Origin of the sequence: Thermoflexus sp., assembly GCF_040289485.1 — a bacterium.
In the GTDB taxonomy this organism is placed as follows: Bacteria; Chloroflexota; Anaerolineae; order Thermoflexales; family Thermoflexaceae; genus Thermoflexus.
In genome coordinates this window covers 1-18,888 of record NZ_PSLG01000021.1, presented here as the reverse complement: position 1 = coordinate 18,888, position 18,888 = coordinate 1, and the positions used below count along the sequence as shown (strand labels likewise).

Here is an 18,888-nt window from a genome sequence, read left to right as displayed (position 1 = left end):
GGCTCGCCGTCCGAGAAGGCGCATCCGCACAACGGGCCGACATGAAGGGGGCAGGCCCCATGGCACCTGCCCCCTCCGCCGGATCCGCGTCCCCCAAGGGGGATCCCCTCACAGATCGATGGCCGTGGTCACCGCCTCCGCCAGGGTGGGGCCGGTGCCGCCGCGGGCCATGGCCTCCATCCCCCGCTTCTCGGCGTAATACTTGAACCCGGTCCCCGCGGGGATCAGGCGCCCGATGATCACGTTCTCCTTCAGACCCCGCAGCTCGTCGATCTTGCCCTCCAGGGCAGTCCCGGCCAGCACGCGGATGGTGTGCTGGAAGGAGGCCGCCGAGAGGAAGGAGTCGGTGGCCAGGGCGGCCTTGGTGATGCCGAGCAGCACCTGCTGCGCAGTCGCCGGGCGCTTGCCCTCCGCGGCCAACTTGGCGTTGATGTCCTGCAGCAGCAGTCGGTCCACCAGGTCGCCGGGCAGGAAGTCCGTGTCGCCCGGGTGGATGATCTGGACCTTGCTCAGCATCTTTCGGAGGATGATCTCGAAGTGCTTGTCGTTGATGTTGACGCCCTGAGAGCGGTAGACCTTCTGGATCTCGCTGAGCAGGTAGAGCTGGACAGCCTCGCGGCCCAGCAGGCGCAGGATGCGGTGGGGGTTCTTGGGCCCCTCGGTGAGGGCGTCCCCGGCCTTCACCCGCTGGCCCTCCTCCACCAGCAGGCGGGCCGTGGCCGGCACCTCATATTCCCGCTCCTCCCGGATCTCGTAGACCACCTTCAGAGGGCTGCCCTTCTGGTAGACCACGCGGCCAGCGTGCCGGGCCGTGATCTGCTGATCGCCCCGGCTGGCCAGGACCTGGCCCTCGACCACGTTCTGGCCGTCCTCCACTTTGATCGACCAGTTGCCGGGGATCTCGTAAACATCCTCCGCAAGACGGCTGTTGACGATGCGGAGGCGTCGCGCGCCCCCCTCGGTGCGGTAGATGTGGACGACGCCGTCGATGTCGGCCAGCAGGCCCTCGCCCTTGGGGTGCTTGCGGGCCTCGAAGAGCTCCTCCACCCGCGGCAGGCCCTGGGTGATGTCGGCCACACCGGCCACACCGCCCGTGTGGAAGGTCCGCAGCGTCAACTGGGTCCCCGGCTCGCCGATGGACTGGGCGGCGATGATGCCGACGGCGGTGCCCACCTCCACCAGCCGGCCGGTGCCCAGGTCGCGCCCGTAACAGAGGGCGCAGATGCCATAGCGCAACTGGCAGGTCATGGGCGAGCGGACGTAGACCTCCGGGACACCCGCCTTCTCCATCCGCTCGGAGAGGACCTCGTCCAGCAGGGTCCCGGTGTCGGCGATCAGGGCGCCGGTCTTCGGGTCGAAGACGGGGGCGGCCAGCACGCGGCCGAAGATCCGTTCCCGCAGGGTCTGCCCGCCCACATCGTCGCTGGCCCGGATCCAGATCCCGGCGCGGGTTCCGCAGTCGTAGGCGTTGACGATCACGTCCTGGGCCACATCCACCAGCCGCCGTGTAAGATACCCGGCGTCCGCCGTGCGCAGGGCGGTGTCGGCCAGGCCCTTGCGGGCGCCGTGGGTGGAGATGAAGTATTCGATGGTGGTCAGGCCCTCGCGGAAGTTGGAGCGGATGGGCAGCTCGATGATGCGGCCCGTCGGGTCGGCCATCAGCCCCCGCATCCCCACCAACTGAGCCACCGGCTGGAACCCGCCCTTGGTCGCCCCGGAGACAGCCATGATGGCCACGTTGCTGTCAGGGCTCATAGTCTGCTTGACGGCCTCGGCGACCTCGTTGGTGGCCCGCTGCCACAGGTCGATGACCCGCTGGTAGCGCTCCTCCTCGGTGAGGAGGCCCCGCCGGTATTGGCGCTCCACCTCGGCCACCAGGGCCTCGTAGCGGGCCAAGATCTCCCGCTTGACCGGCGGGATGGGCAGGTCGTCCAGGGCGATGGTGACGCCCGAGCGGGTGGCGTAGCGGAAGCCGATGTCCTTCAGTTTGTCCACCATCTCCACCGTGGCCTCGGGCCCCAGCCACTGGAAGCACTGGGCCACCAGATCCTTCAGGCGACCCTTGTCCATCGTCTCGTTGACGAAGCGCAGGCCCTCGGGCAGGACCAGGTTGAAAAGCACACGGCCCACGGTGGTCTCGATCAGCCGCCGGCGGGGCTGGCCGTCCGGATACCGCTGGCCGTTCTCGTCGTAGACCGTCCCGGCGTAAACGCGGATCGGTGTGTGCAAGGAGACGACGCCGAGCAGGTAGGCCAGCTCCACCTCCTCCAGGCTGGCAAACAGCCGGGCCGGCCCGGCCGGGCCGTTGGCGGGGGCCATGGTCAGGTAGTAGCAGCCCAGGACCATGTCCTTGGTGGGCCCGACCACCGGCTCGCCGTTGGCCGGCAACAGCAGGTTCTTGCTGGAGAGCATCAGGTTGCGGGCTTCCCAGACGGCCATCTCCGAGAGCGGCACGTGGACGGCCATCTGGTCGCCGTCGAAGTCGGCGTTGAAGGCGGCGCAGACCAGCGGGTGGATCTGGATGGCCTTGCCCTCCACCAGGACCGGTTCGAAGGCCTGGATGCCCAGGCGATGGAGGGTGGGAGCCCGGTTAAGCAGCACCGGCCGCTCCTTGATGACCTCCTCCAGCACCTCCCACACCTCGGGGCGCTGGCGTTCGATCAGCCGCCGGGCGCCCTTGATGTTGGCCGCGTAGTTGTATTGGATCAGGCGGGCGATGACGAAGGGCTTGTAGAGCTCCAGGGCCATGGTCTTGGGCAGCCCGCACTGGTGCAACTTCAGTTGCGGCCCGACCACGATCACCGAGCGCCCGGAGTAGTCCACCCGCTTGCCCAGCAGGTTGCGACGGAAGCGGCCCTTCTTGCCCCGCAGCATGTCGCTCAGGGACTTGAGTTCACGGCGCCCGCGGCGGGACACCGCCTTGCCCCGCTGGGCGTTGTCGATGAGGGCGTCCACTGCCTCCTGAAGCATGCGTTTCTCATTGCGGATGATGACGTCCGGCGCCCCCAGTTCCAGCAGGCGCTTCAACCGGTTGTTCCGGTTGATCACCCGCCGGTAGAGGTCGTTGAGGTCCGAGGTGGCGAACCGGCCGCCGTCCAACTGGACCATGGGGCGCAGGTCCGGCGGGAGGACCGGCAGGACCCGCAGGATCATCCACTCGGGGCGGTTGCCGCTGCGCAGAAAGGCCCGCACGATCTGGAGGCGCTTGATGGCCTTCTTGCGGCGCTGCTTGGACTTGGCCTGCCGGATCTCCTGCCACAGTTCCTTGGCCATCTGCTCCAGGTCCAGACGCTGGAGGATCTCCAGGAAGGCCTCCGCCCCCATCTCGGCGCGGAACACCTGCCCCCACTTGCTCTTCAGTTCGCGATACTTGTTCTCCCCCAGGAACTGGAGGGGGGCCAGGCTGACCAGCTCGTCCCGCTCGGCCTGAAGGCGTTGGCGCAGGGCCTCCACCTCCCGGGCGGCCTGGTCCCTCAGAGCGGCGATCTTCTCCTCGGCCGCCTCCCGCAGCGCCCGCAGCGTCTCCTCCGTCCGAGCCAGAGCGCGGGAGCGCTCGGCGGTCTCCCGCTCCTTGATGCGGCTCAACTGCTCGTCCAGGATCCGCTGCAGGGCGGCCAGGTGCTCCCGGCCCACCGTCTCGCCCGCCTCGGCGATCACCTCCCCCGTCGGCTCGAAGACGATGGGGGCCCGGATGGTCTTGCCCAGCCGCTCCTCGATCCGGGCCTGGGTCCGCTGGGCCTCCCGCATCAGGGCCTCGACCTCGGCGTCCCACTTCTCCTCGATGCGGGCCTGCCGCTCGGCCAGCTTCTGGCGCTCCCGCTCCTCCAACCGCTGGACCTTGGCCAGGAGGGCGTCAATCTCCTTCTGGACGCGGGCCTCGATGGCGCGGCGCTCGCGCTCGAACTCCTCCTCGAGGCGCTTGAGGGCCCGGCCCCGCGCCTCCTCGTCCACCGAGGTGATCACATACTGGGCGAAATAGAGGACGCGATCCAAGTTGCGGCGGGAGATGTCCAGAAGCAGCCCCAGATACGAAGGGACGCGGCGTGTATACCAGATGTGGGCTACCGGGGCGGCCAGGGTGATGTGGCCCATGCGCTCCCGGCGCACCGCAGCCCGGGTGACCTCCACGCCACACTTCTCGCAGACGATGCCTTTGTAGCGGGGACCCTTATACTTCCCGCAGTAGCACTGATAGTCCCGAGTGGGGCCGAAGATCACCTCGCAGAAGAGGCCGTCCTTCTCCGGCCGCAGCCGGCGATAGTTGATGGTCTCTGGCTTGGTCACCTCGCCGTAGGACCACGACAGGATCTGCTCCGGCGAGGCCAGCGAAATCCGCAGGGCGCGAAACTCCTTGGCCTCCACAGATGCCTCCTCCGCCTGCGATTTGCGGGACATCCCGGTCGACCTCCGCCCGCCGCCCGCGCCCGGGGGCGCGATGCCCTTCGGCCGAGCGCAGGCAAAAGCCCCCCGCTCCCCGGGCTCTCCTGAGGGAGGCGATGGGGGCAACCCGCGTGTTGTTCCCAGATGTTCCGGATGCGCAACCGGTGGCTGTAAACCGCACGACCCCGACGGATCGGGATCCGAACGAGGATCAAAGGGACCGCCCTTCCCGTCTCTCCCGCCCGGCCGTAGGTCGATGACAGACAACAAAAGAGCTCTCCCCAAGGCGCTCCGCCCGGGGATGGCTCCCAAGGCCCCACGTCCGGGTGAGAAACCGGGTCTTCATGAGGGCTATCCTCAAGTATACGAAACCTATGGGAGTTTGTCAAATCCGGCCGCCGCAGCCGGGGTTCCCCGAAAGGGGATCCCCGCCCACCGGGCCCTCTCGCCCGACCGCCCCTTCATCCGGGCACCGCCACCCTCTGGACGGACCTACAACCACGAAGGGCAGGGGGTGCTCCGCTCCGATCCGCGACGCCCGTGAGGGCCCCGCCGGCCCGCGCTATCCCACCGACTGCAGTTCCCGGGGGAAGGTGGTCAGGGGCTCCCCGCCGGCTTCGGTGACCATCACCTCGTCCTCGATGCGGACGCCCCCTTTGCCCGGGAGGTAGATCCCCGGCTCGACGGTGAAGGTCATGCCGGGGGCCAGGGGTGTGGTCTCGCCGGCCACCAGGTAGGGCGGCTCGTGGATCTCCAGCCCCAGGCCATGCCCGGTGCGGTGCAGGAATTGCGCTCCGTAGCCCCCCGCCTCGATCACCGCCCGGGCCGCCCGATCCACCGCCTCCGCCGGGATCCCTGGGCGGACCGCCGCCCGCCCCGCGGTGTTGGCAGCCTCGACCAAGCGGTGGATGGCCGCCCATTCCGGGTCCGGCGCTCCCACGACGAAGGTGCGGGTGATGTCCGACACGTAGCCTTCCACTACCACCCCGAAGTCCACGATCAACACCTCCCCCCGCCCGATCGGCCGCAGGGAGGGCGTGGCGTGGGGCAGGGCCGCGTTGGGGCCGGCCACGACAATGGGGTCGAAGGCCAACCCCTCCGCCCCGGCGGCGAAGGCGGCCCGGATCAACCGGCGGGCCGCCTCCTGTTCCGTCATCCCCGCGCGCACCTCCGGCAGCCACGCCGCCAGGGCGGCCTCCGCCACCTGGACAGCCCGGCGCATGGCGGCGATCTCCTCCGGTTCCTTCACCATGCGCAGCCGGGCCATCACCGGCTCGGCCGGGAGGACCTCCAGGGGGCCCATGGCCCGGTTCAACCAGGACCACTCCAGCACCCGCATGGCCAGGGTCTCCACGGCCACCGACCGGCCCCGCAGTCCCAGCGCCTCCCCGGCCCTCTGGAAAGCAGCGACCGGGCCCTCGGCGTCTGTGTAGGGGAACAGCCGCCATGGGAAGGGGGCCCCCCGGGCCTTCTCCACCTCGAAGGCCGGGAGGACCAGGGCGGGATCCCCCTCCGCCGGGAAGAAAGCGACGATGGGGCGCTCCGCCCGGTGGAAGCGCAGCCCGGTCAAATAGAAGAGATTGGCCCCGGGCACCAGGGCCACCACCGCCAGGCCCTCCCGCGCCATCTCCGCCCGCAACCGGGTCCACCGCTCCGCCACCATCCCGGCCTCCTCGCGAAGGGCTCCACCTGGAATATGCCCGAAAGGACCGGCGTTGAAAAGCCCGACGGCGCGCAACATGATGGCAGGGGCACGCCCGGGGGCCTCGGGGGGCCGCGGGTTGTTGACCGGGCGCCGGTTTTCGATAGAATGAGAAGCACTCGTCGAAGCCCCGCTGCCTGCCGCCGCCGCTCACCGGATCCCGACCGGAAGGGGGTTTCCCATGCGTGTGGTCTTCCCGTTCACGGCGATCGTGGACCAGGAACGGATGAAACGGGCCCTGGTGCTGTGCGCCGTCTACCCCCAGATCGGGGGGGTGTTGATCCGCGGCGAGCGAGGCACCGCCAAGTCCACCGCCGCGCGCGCCCTGGCGGCGCTGCTGCCCGAGATCGAAGTGGTCGCCGATTGCCCCTTCTCATGCGATCCCCATCAGCCGGCGACCTGGTGCACCCTCTGCCGCGAGCGCGTCGAACGCGGCGAGACCCTCCCGGTGGCCCGGCGCAAGACCCGCTTCGTGGACCTTCCGGTGAGCGCCACCGAGGATCGTGTGGTGGGGACCCTGGACATCGAGCGGGCGATCCAGAAGGGCGAGCGCCGCTTCGAGCCCGGCGTGCTGGCCATGGCCAACCGGGGCCTCCTGTATGTGGATGAGGTTAATCTCTTGGACGACCACATCGTGGATGTGTTGCTGGACGCAGCCGCCATGGGGGTCAATGTGGTGGAGCGGGAGGGGATCTCTTTCCAGCATCCTGCCCGCTTCATCCTGGTCGGCACGATGAACCCGGAGGAGGGCGACCTGCGCCCCCAGCTGCTGGATCGCTTCGCCCTGTGCGTGAACGTGGAAGGGGTGCGGGATCCCGCGCAACGGGCCGAGATCCTGCGGCGCAATCTGGCCTTCGAGCAGGACCCGGAGGGCTTCCGGGCGGAATGGGAGCCCTATGAGCGCCAGCTCTCCGAGGAGATCGCCGCCGCCCGGGAACGGCTCCCCCACGTCGTGCACACCCCCCGGGATCTGTTCCTCATCGCTGGGCTGGTGGCCAGCCTGGGGGTGGACGGCCACCGGGCCGATCTGGTGATCCTGAAGACGGCCCGTGCCCACGCCGCCTTCAAGGGGCGGGATCAGATCACCGAGGAAGACATCTTGCTGGCCGCCGAGCTGGCCCTCCCCCACCGGCTCAAGCGTCGTCCCTTTGACGAGGACGGCCATCTGACCCTCGCGCAACTGGCCGAGCACATGGAGCGGGTGCGCCGCCAGATGGAGGGGAACGCCCCCTCCTCGCCCACCCCCGGCACGGAGGGAGGGACCCCAAAAAAAGCCCGCCGCCTCGACGGGGCGCTCCATAACCGGAGCCAGCCCGTAGGGGAGGAATCCGCGCCGCTGCAGCGCCAGGACGTCACCCGCCAGGAAGGCGTGTGGTGGGAAGGGGGCCAGCCGGTCCCTATCGGTGAGACCTTCCGGGTCAAGCGCCTGGATGTGCCCAAGGACCGTCGGGAGCGCCGGGTGGGCGGCCGTCGCAGCGTCACCCGGTCCGCCCGCAAGCGGGGCCGCTACATCTGGGCGCGCCCCTCACCTGGGGAGGCCTTCGACCTGGCCTTCGACGCCACCTTCCGGGCGGCGGCCCCCCACCAGATCGAACGGGACCGCTCCCAGACGGCCCTGGCCATCCGGCCCGAGGACTACCACTGTAAGGTGCGGGTCCGGCGGGCAGCCAATCTCATTCTCTTTGTCGTGGACGCTTCGTGGAGCATGGCAGTGGCCGAGCGGATGGAGGCCACCAAGGGGGCCATCCTCTCCCTGCTGACCGACGCCTACCAGCGGCGGGATCGGGTGGGGCTGATCGTCTTCCAGAAGGATCGGGCGCGGCTGGTGCTGCCGCCGACCTCCAGCGTGGACCTGGCCAAGAAAGCCTTAGAGGACATCCCGGTGGGAGGCAAAACGCCCCTCTCGGCAGGGCTGCTGCTGGCCTACGAGGTCCTGTGCCGGGAGATCCTGCTGCGCCCAGAGGTGCGCCCCCTGATGATCCTGCTCACCGACGGGGCGGGGAACGTCTCCATGAGCGATCTGCCCCCGCAAGAGGAGGCCCACCGCATCGCCGATCGGTTCCGCGAGCGCCACATCCCCGCCGTGGTGATCAACATGGAGCACGCCGCCTTCGATCAGGGTCTGGCCCAGGCCCTGGCCGACCACCTGGGCGCGCCGTGCTACACCCTCCAGGAGCTCAAGGCCGCCTCCCTCTACGCGGCGGTGCGCACCGCCATGCGGTGAGGCCCGATCCGACAGCGGCCTCTCCCCTCGCGGGTCCGATGGGCTCCGCCGGTCCAACCAAGCCGGGCCCGGGCGACTTACGAAGCACCGCCCCGCGGGAGGAAGGCCTGGGGACGATGACGGACCAAGCCCCACAAACCGAAGTAAAGGGCCAGATAGCCCAAGGCCAGGAACAGTCGGAGGAGATCGGTGCGATATCCGGTCAAGAACCATATGAGCTCCAGGATTGGCCATGAGAGGGTCTTGAAACCAGCTGCCATTGCCGTCACCATCTGGTCAGCGGGCACCTGGGCTCCCACTTGGTGGGCCACCTGAGTGACGACGGGGGCTGTGTCGGTGGCCACCCACAACATTAAGGGGATGAAAACCAGGATCCCGTTCAGGAGCCCCCGGAAAATGTTCCCTCGAGAGGGGGCAACGGCCCAGATCAGCAGAAAGACAAAGACTGCAAGATCCGCAAAGGGGACCACCCGGTTGCCAGGGAGCACGGCTGCGATGGGCAGCGCCAGCGGGATGAGGATCAAAGCCGTGGCTACGATGGGAGGGAATCCGGTGACAATGGCCGCGTCCAGGCCGATGTAAAGCTCCCGGCCCGGGAAGCGCCGTGTCATGAACGCCCGCACACTCTCGGAGATCGGGATCAGGCCTTCCATAAGCAGCGCGATCATGCGCGGCATCAATTCCATAAACGCCGCAGTGGTGATCCCCAACTTGAGCACGGATGCGACTTCCTCTGGTGTCATCCCCGGCCCCACATAGGCCAGAGCTCCGATGAGGAGACCGATGGCCAGCCCCACCATGGTCGATTCGCCGAACACCCCCAACCGCCTTTGGATAACCTCTGGATCTATGGAGATCTCCCGCAGCCGCGGGATTCGCTCCCACAAGGCATCGAGGGCAAACCCGATCGGAGCCCAGATCACGGTATCCCCATGAGGCAAGGAGATCCCAGGCATCCGGAAATAGCCCGCCAGCACTGGAGCCGTCCAATCGGCCAACTTGAACAACAGGGTTGCGTAAATCACCGCTCCCACCAGGCCTAAAGCCACGTTCTGGGTGGTCACCCAGATCATCGAGAACACGTAAGCCATGGACCAATAATTCCACAGATCTACATCAAGGGTTTTCGTGAAACGGACCAAGATCAGAAATATATTCCAGAGAAAGATTACGATGAAGACGGTAAAAGCGAAGGGAGTGCCGAAGCTGATAGCCGCTAGCACTGGCCATCCGATATCGAGGATATCGAGAGAAAGGGAAAACCGCCTAGCCATCGTCTGGACAGCGGGCGAGAGCCCATTGATGAGCATCCCCAAAACTAGGAAAAGTCCGGTGAAGCCGATGCCCACCCGCAACGCCGCTCGGAAACTGCGGCCGGGCGGGGCGCCGAACACCAGGGCCAACAGGAAGAGGATCATCGGCATCATCACAGCCACACCAGCCGTCTGGACGACCCACCGCATCAATGCATCGAGCCCTTGGATCACAGAGGCCATCGCCCACCTCCACGGCTCGGTTTCGATCGGTAAGGATTAAGAAAAAGATCCTCCGCCTGGTCGGGGGATTTCCGCGCTGGCCCGGGAAAGGACATGCCACGCCAACGCCGTCGAGGCCGAAGAACCGGGAGAGGAAAGCGAGGGCAGCGGGCGGTCGGTTCCGCTCAGCGGGGCGCGCGTCCCAAGCGGGCGGCCACCCCCCGCCCCCGCCCGGGACAGATACAGGGGTGGCACGCGGACCACACCTCGGCCGGCCGGGCGACCCGCCGCCGCGGAGCGCCCCTCGCCCCAGCCAGCCGTCCCATCGACCACAACGCCATTCCCCAACGTCCCCGCAGAACTTTGCCCCTAAACATAGCACGGCCCCCATGTTCTGTCAAGGGGTAGCCAAAAGCAGGTAAAACAAGCCCGTTGGGCGCTTTCTCTGAGATCACTGTCAATCCGTCGGTTCCACCTGTAGCGCCGGCGCGTTGCGCCAGGAGCCCGGGACGATGAGGGATGCCCTCTCTGCCTTAAAAACGAAAAGGCCGGGGCCCTGGGCGGGCCCCGGCCTTCACCGATTCCGGCTAATCCTTGGACGCAGCACCGGCAGCTGCCTCCCAGGCCCGCGGGTTGCGCATGTAGAGGAAGAGGGCAACGGCCAGCAGGGCCGCCAGGACCAGCAGCCCCACGACCCCCGCCAGGCGCACAGCGATCACGAAGACGAAAGGCGGCCACAGGAAGCCATCCGCGATGCTGGTGATCCGCACCGCTCCCGGCGGCATTTCGAACTTGGCCAGCAATGCGGCCTGGGTGAAGAGATCTGCCATGGAGCTGGCGATATAGAAACCGACGGCCAAGGTGAGCGCCCCGGCGATGATCATCCGGAAGATGTTCCCCCGCATCAACGGGGCAAACATCGCCACCACAAAGGGGATCACCGCCAAATCCGCGAACAGTATCACCCGGTTCCCAGGCAGGATGGCGCTGAGGAGGATCGCCACGGGCACCAAGACCAAGGCCGTGGAGATGGCCGCCGGATGCCCGATCAGGATGGCAGAATCCAGGCCGATGTAGATCTCCCGGCCCGCCGCTCGGCGCTGCATGAAGTCCCGGGCAGCCTCGGAGATCGGGATCAGGCCCTCCATTAGGATCTGCACCATCCGGGGGAGTAACAGCATCACCGCCGCCAGGTTCATGGCTGTCTTCAAGACCTTCACGACCACCGTCTGGACATCACCGGCGTTATAGAAGCCCAGGATCCCGAGGATCAGCCCGATGATCAAACCGAGGATCACCGGCTCGCCTGCGATCCCCAGCCGCCGCCGGATGGCCTCCGGATCCGCCTGGACATCCCGCAAGCCAGGGATGCGATCGATGACCCCGTTCACCACGATGGCCATCGGCACGCCCGGGGCGGTGGTCAGGTGGGGGATGGAGATGCCTGGCAGGTTGTAGAAACGTTGCACCGCCGGGGCCGTCCAATCGGCAAGAAAGAGGGCCAAGGCAGCGGCGATGGCTGCCGCCAGCAATCCCAACGCGAGGTTGCCTGTAACCACCACCACCAGGGAACCAATGAAGGCGAAATGCCAATAGTTCCAGATGTCAATGTCGAGGGTTTTGGTCCAGCGCAGGGCCAGCATCACGATGTTCACCAGCAGGGTCAAAGGGATCACCCAGAGCCCCACCGGGGATCCAAAGGCGATGGCCGCCGCGGAGGGCCATCCAACATCCACAACGTCCCGCTGGATACCGGTGTTCCTCACCATCGCCTGGGCTACTTCGGAGAGGGTGTTCCACATCAGGCCGATGACCAGATTGATCCCGATGAAGGCGATCCCAATGGTGATGCCCGCCCGGAAGGCCCGGCCAGGCGGGGCCCCCAAGGCGACGGCGAACAGGAAGATGATGATGGGGAGCGCCACGGTGGCGCCCAGGTTGTCGATGATGGCCTTCAGGGTGCTAAGGAAGACCTCCATGGCCGCCTCCTGGAGATTGAGGATCAAGCGTTCGCGCCGGCCGCCGGACCCGTCCGGCGCTTACTTCCCTTTCCGCAAGATCTCCGCGATTTGGTCCAACACCTGATCCTTCCCGATCCCTGTCAGGAAGGCCAGAGTTTGGATCACTGGAACCCCCAGGTCGCTGGGGACCGGGGTGGTGGTGACCACCAGGTCGAACTCCTTGGCGAGCGCGGGGACCTCCGCGGCCTTGCACTGGCGGGTGACGACCGGGATCCCTCGGGCTGCCAGCCCCTCCTCGATGGCTTTGGCCACCACCGTGGAGGTGGCGATGGCCGTTCCGCATGCAACGAGGATTCGCTTGGGCTGGTTCATGGTCGCCTCCTTTCCAACACAGCGTTCAGCCGTTGGATCAACTCCTCAGCCGAGCAGGCCTCATAGACCGCCCGCACCCGATCCGGATCTTGGAACAGCTCCGCCAAGCTCATGAGCATCTCGATCTGGGCGTGGGGCTCCGTCAGCGCCAAGAGGATCACTATGGAAACCGAAACCGTCTCCTCCGGACGGACCATGCTCCGAAACGCCACCGGCCGTGCCAACGTCGCCACCGCCAACGCTGGCGCGCAGACGTGCTCCACCTCAGTGTGGGGGATGGCCACATGCAGCGCGCCGGACAGAGGCAGGCCAGTGGGATTTGTGCGCTCTCGCTCCAACACAGCATCCACAAAGGAAGGACGCACCCGCCCCGCTGCCACCAGGGGGGCCGCCAGCTGCCGGATCACCTCCTCCGCCGAAGCGGCCTCCAGTCGCACCAGCACCCATTGGGGCGATAGGAGCGCATCCCCCATCCCCATCTCCGAGAGCGAGCCTCCCCGCATTGTCCTACCCCAGCAGGATCCCGGGGTGCTCCAAGGCTTGCCGCAGATCTTCCAGGAAGCGGGCCGCCTGGGCGCCGTCCACGATCCGATGGTCCGCCGTCAGCGTCAGGGTGGCTATCAGGCGGACCACCACCGCGTCTCCTTCCCCGATGGCAGGCCGCCTCGCCACCCGGCCCACGGCCAGGATGGCCGCCTGCGGCGGGTTCAACAACGCCGTGAAGCGATCCACCCCATACATCCCCAGGTTCGAAAGGGTGAAGGTCCCGCCTTGGACGTCCTCCGCTCGCAGCCGGCCCTCCCGGGCCCGGGCCGTCAGCTCCTCCAGGCTCCGGGCGATCTCCAGCACCCCCCGCCGCTCCGCCCCCCGCACCACCGGCACCACCAACCCCTCCCCCACGGCCACCGCCACCCCGATGTTCACCTCCGCCCACTCCACGATCTCCTCCCCCTCCAGGGCCGCGTTCAGGGCCGGGTGGCGCTGAAGGGCCCACGCGCACGCCTTCACCAGCAACGCCGTGAGGGTGACCCGGGGTCCTCCCTCGCGGGCGGACCACGCCGACAGATCGTCGACCAGGGACAGAGCCCGATCCATCCCCACATCCACGCTGACGGCGAACTGGGGCGCCTCCCGGACGCTCCGCAGCATCCGCTCGGCGATGGCCCGCCGCATCCCCGCCAGGGGAACCCGCCGCCGCACGGCCGGCGTCGGCATCCGCTCCGGGACCCCGGCCGCTGCCCGCTGCACATCCTCCGATTGGATCCGCCCCCCGGGCCCGGTCCCCACCACCGCGCGCAGATCCACCCCCAGTTCCCGGGCCAGCCGCCGGGCCGCCGGGACCGCCCGCACCTTTCCCTCAGGGACGGCCGCGAGGGCTGCCTCCACGTCGGCCTTCGTCACCCGGCCTCCAGGGCCGCTCCCCCGCACGGCCGAGAGATCCACGCCGTGGGCCTGGGCGATCCGCTCGGCCAAGGGCGTGGCCCGCGGGGTGGGCCCCGCCGATGCCGCCTCGACGTCCGCCGGGGTCTCTCCCGGCAACAGGATGTAGGCGATGGGCTGGCCGATGGGGATCACCTCGCCCGGCCCGGCGCGAATCCCCGCCAGGATCCCGCTGGCCGGGGCCTCCACCTCCATCGCCACCTTGTCCGTCTCCACCTCCAGGATCGCCTCGCCTTTCACGACGGGATCGCCCTCCCTCTTGAGCCAGCGGAGGATCTTCCCCGTCTCCTGGGCCAGCTCGAACTTGGGCATGATCACCGGGACCGGCATGGTCACAGCTCCAGACGGGCCAGCCGGCGGGCGGCCGTCACGATGTCTTCGACCTGGGGAACCGCCGCCCGCTCCAGTTTCGGGTGATACGGAATAGGGACGTCCGCGCCGCCGAGCCGGATGATCGGAGCCTCCAGATAGGCGAAGGCCTCGCTCTGGGCGACGGCGGCCGCGATCTCGCCGCCCAGGCCCCCCAACAGCGGCGCCTCGTGCACGATCAGCAGCCGCCCGGTCTTCTTCACCGAGGCCACCACCGTCTCCAGATCGTAAGGCTTGAGGGTGCGCAGGTCGATAACTTCCACGTCGATCCCCTCGGCGGCCAGGCGCTCCGCAGCCTCCAGCGCCCGCAGGACCATCAGCGAGTAGGCCACGAGGGTCAGATGCCGGCCCTCCCGCCGCACGGCCGCCCGCCCCAACGGCACCACGTAGGGCTCCTCCGGGACCGGGCCGCGGGTCCGGTAGAGCAGTTTGTGTTCCACGAAGATCACCGGGTTCTCGTCGGCCAGGGCAGCCAGCAACAGCCCCTTGGCGTCGTAGGGGGTGGCTGGGGCCACCACTTTGAGCCCCGGCACGTTCACGAACCAGGCCTCCAGGCTCTCGGAGTGCTGGGCCGCCGCTCCCGTGCCCGAGCCGCCCGGGAGCCGCAACACCAGTGGAACCCGGGCCTTGCCGCCGAACATGTAACGCACCTTGGCCGCCTGGAGCACCGTCTGCTCCATGGCCAAGGCCACAAAGTCCATGAACTGCATCTCGACCATCGGCCGCATCCCCGTGAGGGCCGCCCCCAGCCCGGCCCCCACGATGGTGTTTTCCGAAATGGGCGTGTCCCGCACCCGCTCCGGCCCGAAGCGGTCGATCAACCCCTGGGTGACCCCGAAGGCGCCCCCATAAACGCCGATGTCCTCCCCCATCAGGAAGACCCGCCCGTCGGCCGCCATGGCCTGGGCCATGGCCTCCCGCAACGCCTCGGCGTAGGAGATCTCCCGCGCCCCCGGCGGCGGCAGGATCGGCGTCCTCGGCCCGAAGGCGGCGTGGATCCAGGCCGGCAGGGCTCCCGGCGGCTCCTCCGCGTAGACATCGCGGGCGAGGTCCTCAACGGCGGGCTCGGGATCCCCCTCGGCCGCCCGCAGAGCCGCCTCCACCGCCTGCCGGGCCCGGAGGGCCAGATCCTCCGCTTCCGCCTCGGAAAGCCACCCCTGCGCGATCAGCCAGGCCCGGAACCGGGCGATGGGATCGCGGGCCATCCACGCCTGGACCTCCTCCTTCGTCCGGTAGACCTGGCGGTCGCTCTTCGAGTGGCCCCGATACCGGTAGGTGATGGCTTCAATGAGGGAGGGCCCCTCCCCCCGCCGGGCCCGGTCCACCGCCGCCCGCACCGCTTGGTAGACGGCCCGCACGTCCATCCCATCCACCGTCTCGCCGGGGATCCCGTAGGCCGCCGCCCGGTCCGCCACGCGGGGCACGGCCATGGCCCGCTGGACCGGCATGGACATCGCATACTGGTTGTTTTCGCAGAGGAAGACGACCGGCAGCCGCCAGACGGCGGCCAGGTTCAGGCCCTCGTGGAAATTGCCATGGTTGGCGGCCCCGTCGCCGAAGAAGCACAACACCACCCGGTCCAGGCCCCGGAGCCGCATGCTGAGGGCAGCCCCCACGGCGATGGGGATGCCGCCGGCCACGATGCCGTTGGCGCCGAGGTTCCCTTTCTCCAGGTCGGCCAGGTGCATGGAGCCCCCACGGCCCCGGCAGACGCCGGTCTCCTTGCCCAGGAGCTCCGCCAACATCGCCCGCAGGTCCTGGCCCTTGGCGATGGCGTGGCCGTGCCCCCGATGGGTGGAGGTGATGTAATCGTCGGGCCGCAGGGCGGCGATGGCCCCCACCGCCACCGCCTCCTGTCCGATGGAGAGATGCATCGTGCCGTGCATCTTCCCCGCCGCATATAGCTGCTCCACGGTTTCCTCAAAAGCCCGGATGAGGTGCATCTGATAGAGCCAATCCACCAGACGCTGCCGGGGTAGATCCAGGGCCGCATCGACGGGGGCAGGTTCCGGCTTACGCGCCATAGACCATCGCTCCTTCGGGGGTGAGGACGGCGGCGGCAGCCGCGGCGTCGGTGACCAGGAGATCCACATAGCCGCCCCGCAGGGCGGCCCGGATGGCCGGGGCCTTGGCCGCCCCGCCGGCCACGGCGATCACAAGGGGGATCCGCTTCAAGTCCTCCAGGGCAAGGCCGATCACCCGGCGGTTCAGGGGGTGGTCGAGAGGACGCCCCTCGGCGTTCAAGGCCCGCGCCAGCACATCCCCCACGGCGCCGGCCTGGCGGAGGGCAACGAGGTCGGCGGCAGTGAGATAGCCCGCCCGCCGCAGGCTGGAGAGGGCCGGGTCCACCGAGCCGATGCCGATCAGCGCCACATCGACCCGCCGCGCCTGTCGCAGGGTCTCCGCCACGGTCCGCTCCTGCCGCAAGGCGAAGGCTGTGGCCTCGCTCTCCACCAGCAGCGGAGCGTGCAGGAGGCGCAGGGAAGCGCCCAGTTTAGCAGCCAGCCAGCGGGCCAGTTCCGGACCGTCGATCACCGGATCGTCGGACCCCAAAGCCCCGATGATCTGGATCACCTGCGCCCCCTCCACCGGCCGCTCGGGCAACGCGCGCACCACCGCATAGACCGCCGTCCCCCAACTGACCCCGATGCGGACGCCGGGGCGCAAATAGGGCTGCACGGCCTGGGCGCCCAGTTCCCCCAGACGCTGCAGGAGCGCGGAAGGGTCCGCCGGGGGCTCGGCCAGCACCCACGCCGCCTTCAGCCCGAAGGCGGACCGGAGGGCCTCGGCGAGGTGCGGATCGGTCTTCAGGGGATGGCGCACGCGGATCTCCACCAGGCCCCGCGCTCGTGCCTCCTTGAGGTAGCGGGAGACCATCGAGCGGGAGCACCCCAGACGACGGGCGATCGCCGCCTGATCCAGACCCTCCTCGTAATACCAGGAGGCCACCTGGGCCAACCGCACCAGCCGCTCTTCGTCCGTCATGCACAAATGTGAGTCAAATATCAACTTTGTTTGGTCCCATGGTAAGCGGGGGAGCTTCGGTTGTCAAGGGCCGTTGTGAGGGGAGCGGCTTTATTGGGAAGGGGAGGTGCGGGTGAAAACCACCGCCGCCGCGTCCCGATAGCGCAGCCGCCAGCGGGGCGAGCGCCCGGCGGCCTCGACGAGGGCGGGCTGCTCCGCGGGGCTGAGCATCAACAGCCGGATCCCGTAGCGGTCCAGCCGTTCCTCCCAGTCGGGGACGGCCGCGCTGATCGCCAGATAGTCCAGCCACAGGTCCATCGGGTAAAGCTCCAGCCGGGGGTCCACGAACACCGGGTAGTCCGGCTGCGCGGCCCAGATCAGGTAACTTCCGAACGAGAGCGCGTGGAAGAGGGGGCCGGGCGGCCGCTCCCGCAGGAGGAACGCCGTCGCCGCCACCGGCGTCTCTGCGGAGAGCCACCCTGCCTTGGCCGGCGGCAGCGGCCACGCGGGCTTGAACCATGGCAGCGAGGCCAGCGCCATCCCTCCCAGCAGCCCCAGGAACGCCCGATTCAGCTTCGAGATCCCTGGGGCTGCCCGGGCGGCGAACAGCGGCCGCGCCCCCAGATGGGCGGCGAGGATGGGGGCGCCCACCATTCCGAACCACACGATCCCCCGCGAGGTCCACAGCGCCAGGACCGCGAACCCGGCCAGGAGCAGTGCCTCGGGGACCGTCACCCGGCGGGGGGAACGCCAGAGGGCACCGGCCAGGAAGATCAGGCCCGCGAAAAACATGAGGCCATGGCGATCCAGGCCGGGCGGCGCCCATTCGGGGACCAGGGTTCGGAGCACGGGGTTGCGGGCCATGGCGAGCACGTAGCCGTAGACGCCGGGGCCTCGGGGGTTGAGCAGGGTGGCCAGGAGGGCGAGGCCGAAGGCCAGACCCAACCGGGTCCGGAGAGCAGGGTTCGAGGCCCCGGGCCGCCGGGCTTCCCCGATCTGTCCAAGCCAGGAGAGCTCAAGCCAGGCCAACCCCACGGGGAACGAACCATGGGTGTTGACCCAGAGGGCCATCCCCAGGGGGAAGGCCGGCAGCCAGCGCCCGCCGGCTGCCCCCTCGAGGCCCACCAGCGCCCGGAGGAACAGGGCGCCGGCCAGGAAGGCGAAGGCCTGGGGGCGCACGTTCCAGTCGTCCAGCCCCAGGGCGGCCGCCCACAGCGTCCCCACCGCTGCCGCCCGCGCCCCGCCCCGGATCCACGCTGTCCACAGCACCAGCCCATAGGCCGCCGTGATCCACAGGCTGTGGGCGAAGATCACCAGCGGCGGCCCGCCCGCCGTGTAGAGGCCGTAGAACCCCACCTCGGCCAGCCAGAACATCGCATAGGACGGATAAGGAGCCCCCCGCCGGGTGTAGGAGAAGGTGTCCGTTTCGGGGATCCGCCCGGTCCGCACGATCTCACGGCCGGCGGCCAGGTGCCACCAGAAATCGTGCGGGCGGATGGGATGGGTGTTGACGAAGGCGAAGATCCCAACCAGCGCCGCGAAAGCGAGCAGATGGGCCGGCGAGAGGGAGCGCCCGGCTGTGGGCCTTGCGGTCGCCATCGATCCCCCTGGGAGTTCGACGTGCCCGTTCCAATGATCCGGGCATCCCGCCGCTGCGTCAACTGCCGGCCGGCGAGGCGGGAAGGCCCCGCGGTCAGTGGTAAAATGTCTCCGGAGGCGGTCGGTTTTCCGATGAGGGGAGGCATCGATGGCCTTTACGCTGGCCGATTTCCAGGACCTTCTCGAACTGCTGCGGGCCCATCCCGAGTGGCGACAGGCCCTGTGGGCCCTTTTGGCCTCCGAGGAACTCCTGCGGCTCCCCGCGGAGGTCCAGGCCCTCCGCCGGGAGATGACCCAGGGATTCCAGCAGGTGGCCGCCCAGATCGCCGCCCTGGCCGAGGCCCAGCGGCGCACCGAACAGCGGGTGGCCGAACTGGCCGAAGCCCAACGCCGCCACTACGA

General features: G+C 68.8%; 11 protein-coding genes and 1 pseudogene. 2 read left to right on the top strand and 10 right to left on the bottom strand.

Annotated features, from left to right (window positions below; translation table 11 throughout):
* Nucleotides 1–108 precede the first annotated feature (108 nt).
* Nucleotides 109–4,395 carry a DNA-directed RNA polymerase subunit beta' gene (gene rpoC / locus C4313_RS05460; protein ID WP_352428860.1) on the bottom strand — a complete coding sequence of 1,429 codons (4,287 nt, stop codon included), beginning with the start codon at nt 4,393–4,395 and terminating at the stop codon, nt 109–111.
* A gap of 547 nt (nt 4,396–4,942) precedes the next feature.
* Nucleotides 4,943–6,043: a M24 family metallopeptidase gene (locus C4313_RS05455; protein WP_352428859.1), complete on the bottom strand. Its 1,101-nt coding sequence runs from the start codon at nt 6,041–6,043 to the stop codon at nt 4,943–4,945.
* Nucleotides 6,044–6,263: 220 nt separating this feature from the next.
* Here C4313_RS05455 and C4313_RS05450 point away from each other — a divergent pair, with 220 nt between their 5' ends.
* Nucleotides 6,264–8,306 (top strand): putative cobaltochelatase, encoded by a 2,043-nt coding sequence (locus tag C4313_RS05450; protein WP_352428858.1) that lies wholly within the window; start codon nt 6,264–6,266, stop codon nt 8,304–8,306.
* A gap of 77 nt (nt 8,307–8,383) precedes the next feature.
* Here C4313_RS05450 and C4313_RS05445 read toward each other — a convergent pair whose 3' ends face one another.
* The 8 genes from C4313_RS05445 to C4313_RS05410 all read right to left on the bottom strand — a co-directional run bounded on the left by C4313_RS05445 (nt 8,384) and on the right by C4313_RS05410 (nt 18,486).
* Complete coding sequence (locus C4313_RS05445; protein WP_352428857.1) at nt 8,384–9,802, bottom strand: PTS galactitol transporter subunit IIC; 1,419 nt, start codon at nt 9,800–9,802, stop codon at nt 8,384–8,386.
* Nucleotides 9,803–10,368: 566 nt separating this feature from the next.
* Complete coding sequence (locus C4313_RS05440; RefSeq protein ID WP_352428856.1) at nt 10,369–11,760, bottom strand: PTS galactitol transporter subunit IIC; 1,392 nt, start codon at nt 11,758–11,760, stop codon at nt 10,369–10,371.
* Nucleotides 11,761–11,820: 60 nt separating this feature from the next.
* On the bottom strand, nt 11,821–12,114 hold the full coding sequence (locus C4313_RS05435) for a PTS sugar transporter subunit IIB (RefSeq protein WP_352428855.1): 294 nt from the start codon (nt 12,112–12,114) through the stop codon (nt 11,821–11,823).
* Nucleotides 12,111–12,587, bottom strand: a complete 477-nt coding sequence (locus C4313_RS05430) for a PTS sugar transporter subunit IIA (RefSeq protein WP_352428854.1) — start codon at nt 12,585–12,587, stop codon at nt 12,111–12,113. The genes C4313_RS05435 and C4313_RS05430 overlap by 4 nt, the downstream gene beginning before the upstream one ends.
* A 34-nt stretch (nt 12,588–12,621) precedes the next feature.
* A complete protein-coding gene (locus C4313_RS05425; protein ID WP_352428853.1) occupies nt 12,622–13,884 on the bottom strand; it encodes a dihydrolipoamide acetyltransferase family protein in 1,263 nt (420 codons plus the stop codon).
* 2 nt (nt 13,885–13,886) lie between these two features.
* A complete protein-coding gene (gene pdhA, locus C4313_RS05420) occupies nt 13,887–15,947 on the bottom strand; it encodes a pyruvate dehydrogenase (acetyl-transferring) E1 component subunit alpha (RefSeq protein WP_352428852.1) in 2,061 nt (686 codons plus the stop codon).
* A complete protein-coding gene (locus tag C4313_RS05415) occupies nt 15,937–16,887 on the bottom strand; it encodes a sugar-binding transcriptional regulator (protein WP_352428851.1) in 951 nt (316 codons plus the stop codon). The genes pdhA and C4313_RS05415 overlap by 11 nt, the downstream gene beginning before the upstream one ends.
* Before the next feature lie 111 nt (nt 16,888–16,998).
* Nucleotides 16,999–18,486, bottom strand: a complete 1,488-nt coding sequence (locus C4313_RS05410) for a hypothetical protein (protein ID WP_352428850.1) — start codon at nt 18,484–18,486, stop codon at nt 16,999–17,001.
* 148 nt (nt 18,487–18,634) lie between these two features.
* Between C4313_RS05410 and C4313_RS05405 the strand changes: the two are divergent.
* Nucleotides 18,635–18,888, top strand: a pseudogene (locus C4313_RS05405) (hypothetical protein); the annotation flags it as partial.

Bases quoted from the DNA above. Each gene is read 5' to 3' on its own strand.
- C4313_RS05410 (WP_352428850.1), bottom strand. From the start codon at position 18,486: ATGGCGACCGCAAGGCCCACAGCCGGGCGCTCCCTCTCGCCGGCCCAT.
- C4313_RS05445 (WP_352428857.1), bottom strand. From the start codon at position 9,802: ATGGCCTCTGTGATCCAAGGGCTCGATGCATTGATGCGGTGGGTCGTC.
- C4313_RS05435 (WP_352428855.1), bottom strand. From the start codon at position 12,114: ATGAACCAGCCCAAGCGAATCCTCGTTGCATGCGGAACGGCCATCGCC.
- C4313_RS05440 (WP_352428856.1), bottom strand. From the start codon at position 11,760: ATGGAGGTCTTCCTTAGCACCCTGAAGGCCATCATCGACAACCTGGGC.
- C4313_RS05425 (WP_352428853.1), bottom strand. From the start codon at position 13,884: ATGCCGGTCCCGGTGATCATGCCCAAGTTCGAGCTGGCCCAGGAGACG.
- pdhA (WP_352428852.1), bottom strand. From the start codon at position 15,947: ATGGCGCGTAAGCCGGAACCTGCCCCCGTCGATGCGGCCCTGGATCTA.
- C4313_RS05430 (WP_352428854.1), bottom strand. From the start codon at position 12,587: ATGGGGGATGCGCTCCTATCGCCCCAATGGGTGCTGGTGCGACTGGAG.
- C4313_RS05455 (WP_352428859.1), bottom strand. From the start codon at position 6,043: ATGGTGGCGGAGCGGTGGACCCGGTTGCGGGCGGAGATGGCGCGGGAG.
- C4313_RS05450 (WP_352428858.1), top strand. From the start codon at position 6,264: ATGCGTGTGGTCTTCCCGTTCACGGCGATCGTGGACCAGGAACGGATG.
- rpoC (WP_352428860.1), bottom strand. From the start codon at position 4,395: ATGTCCCGCAAATCGCAGGCGGAGGAGGCATCTGTGGAGGCCAAGGAG.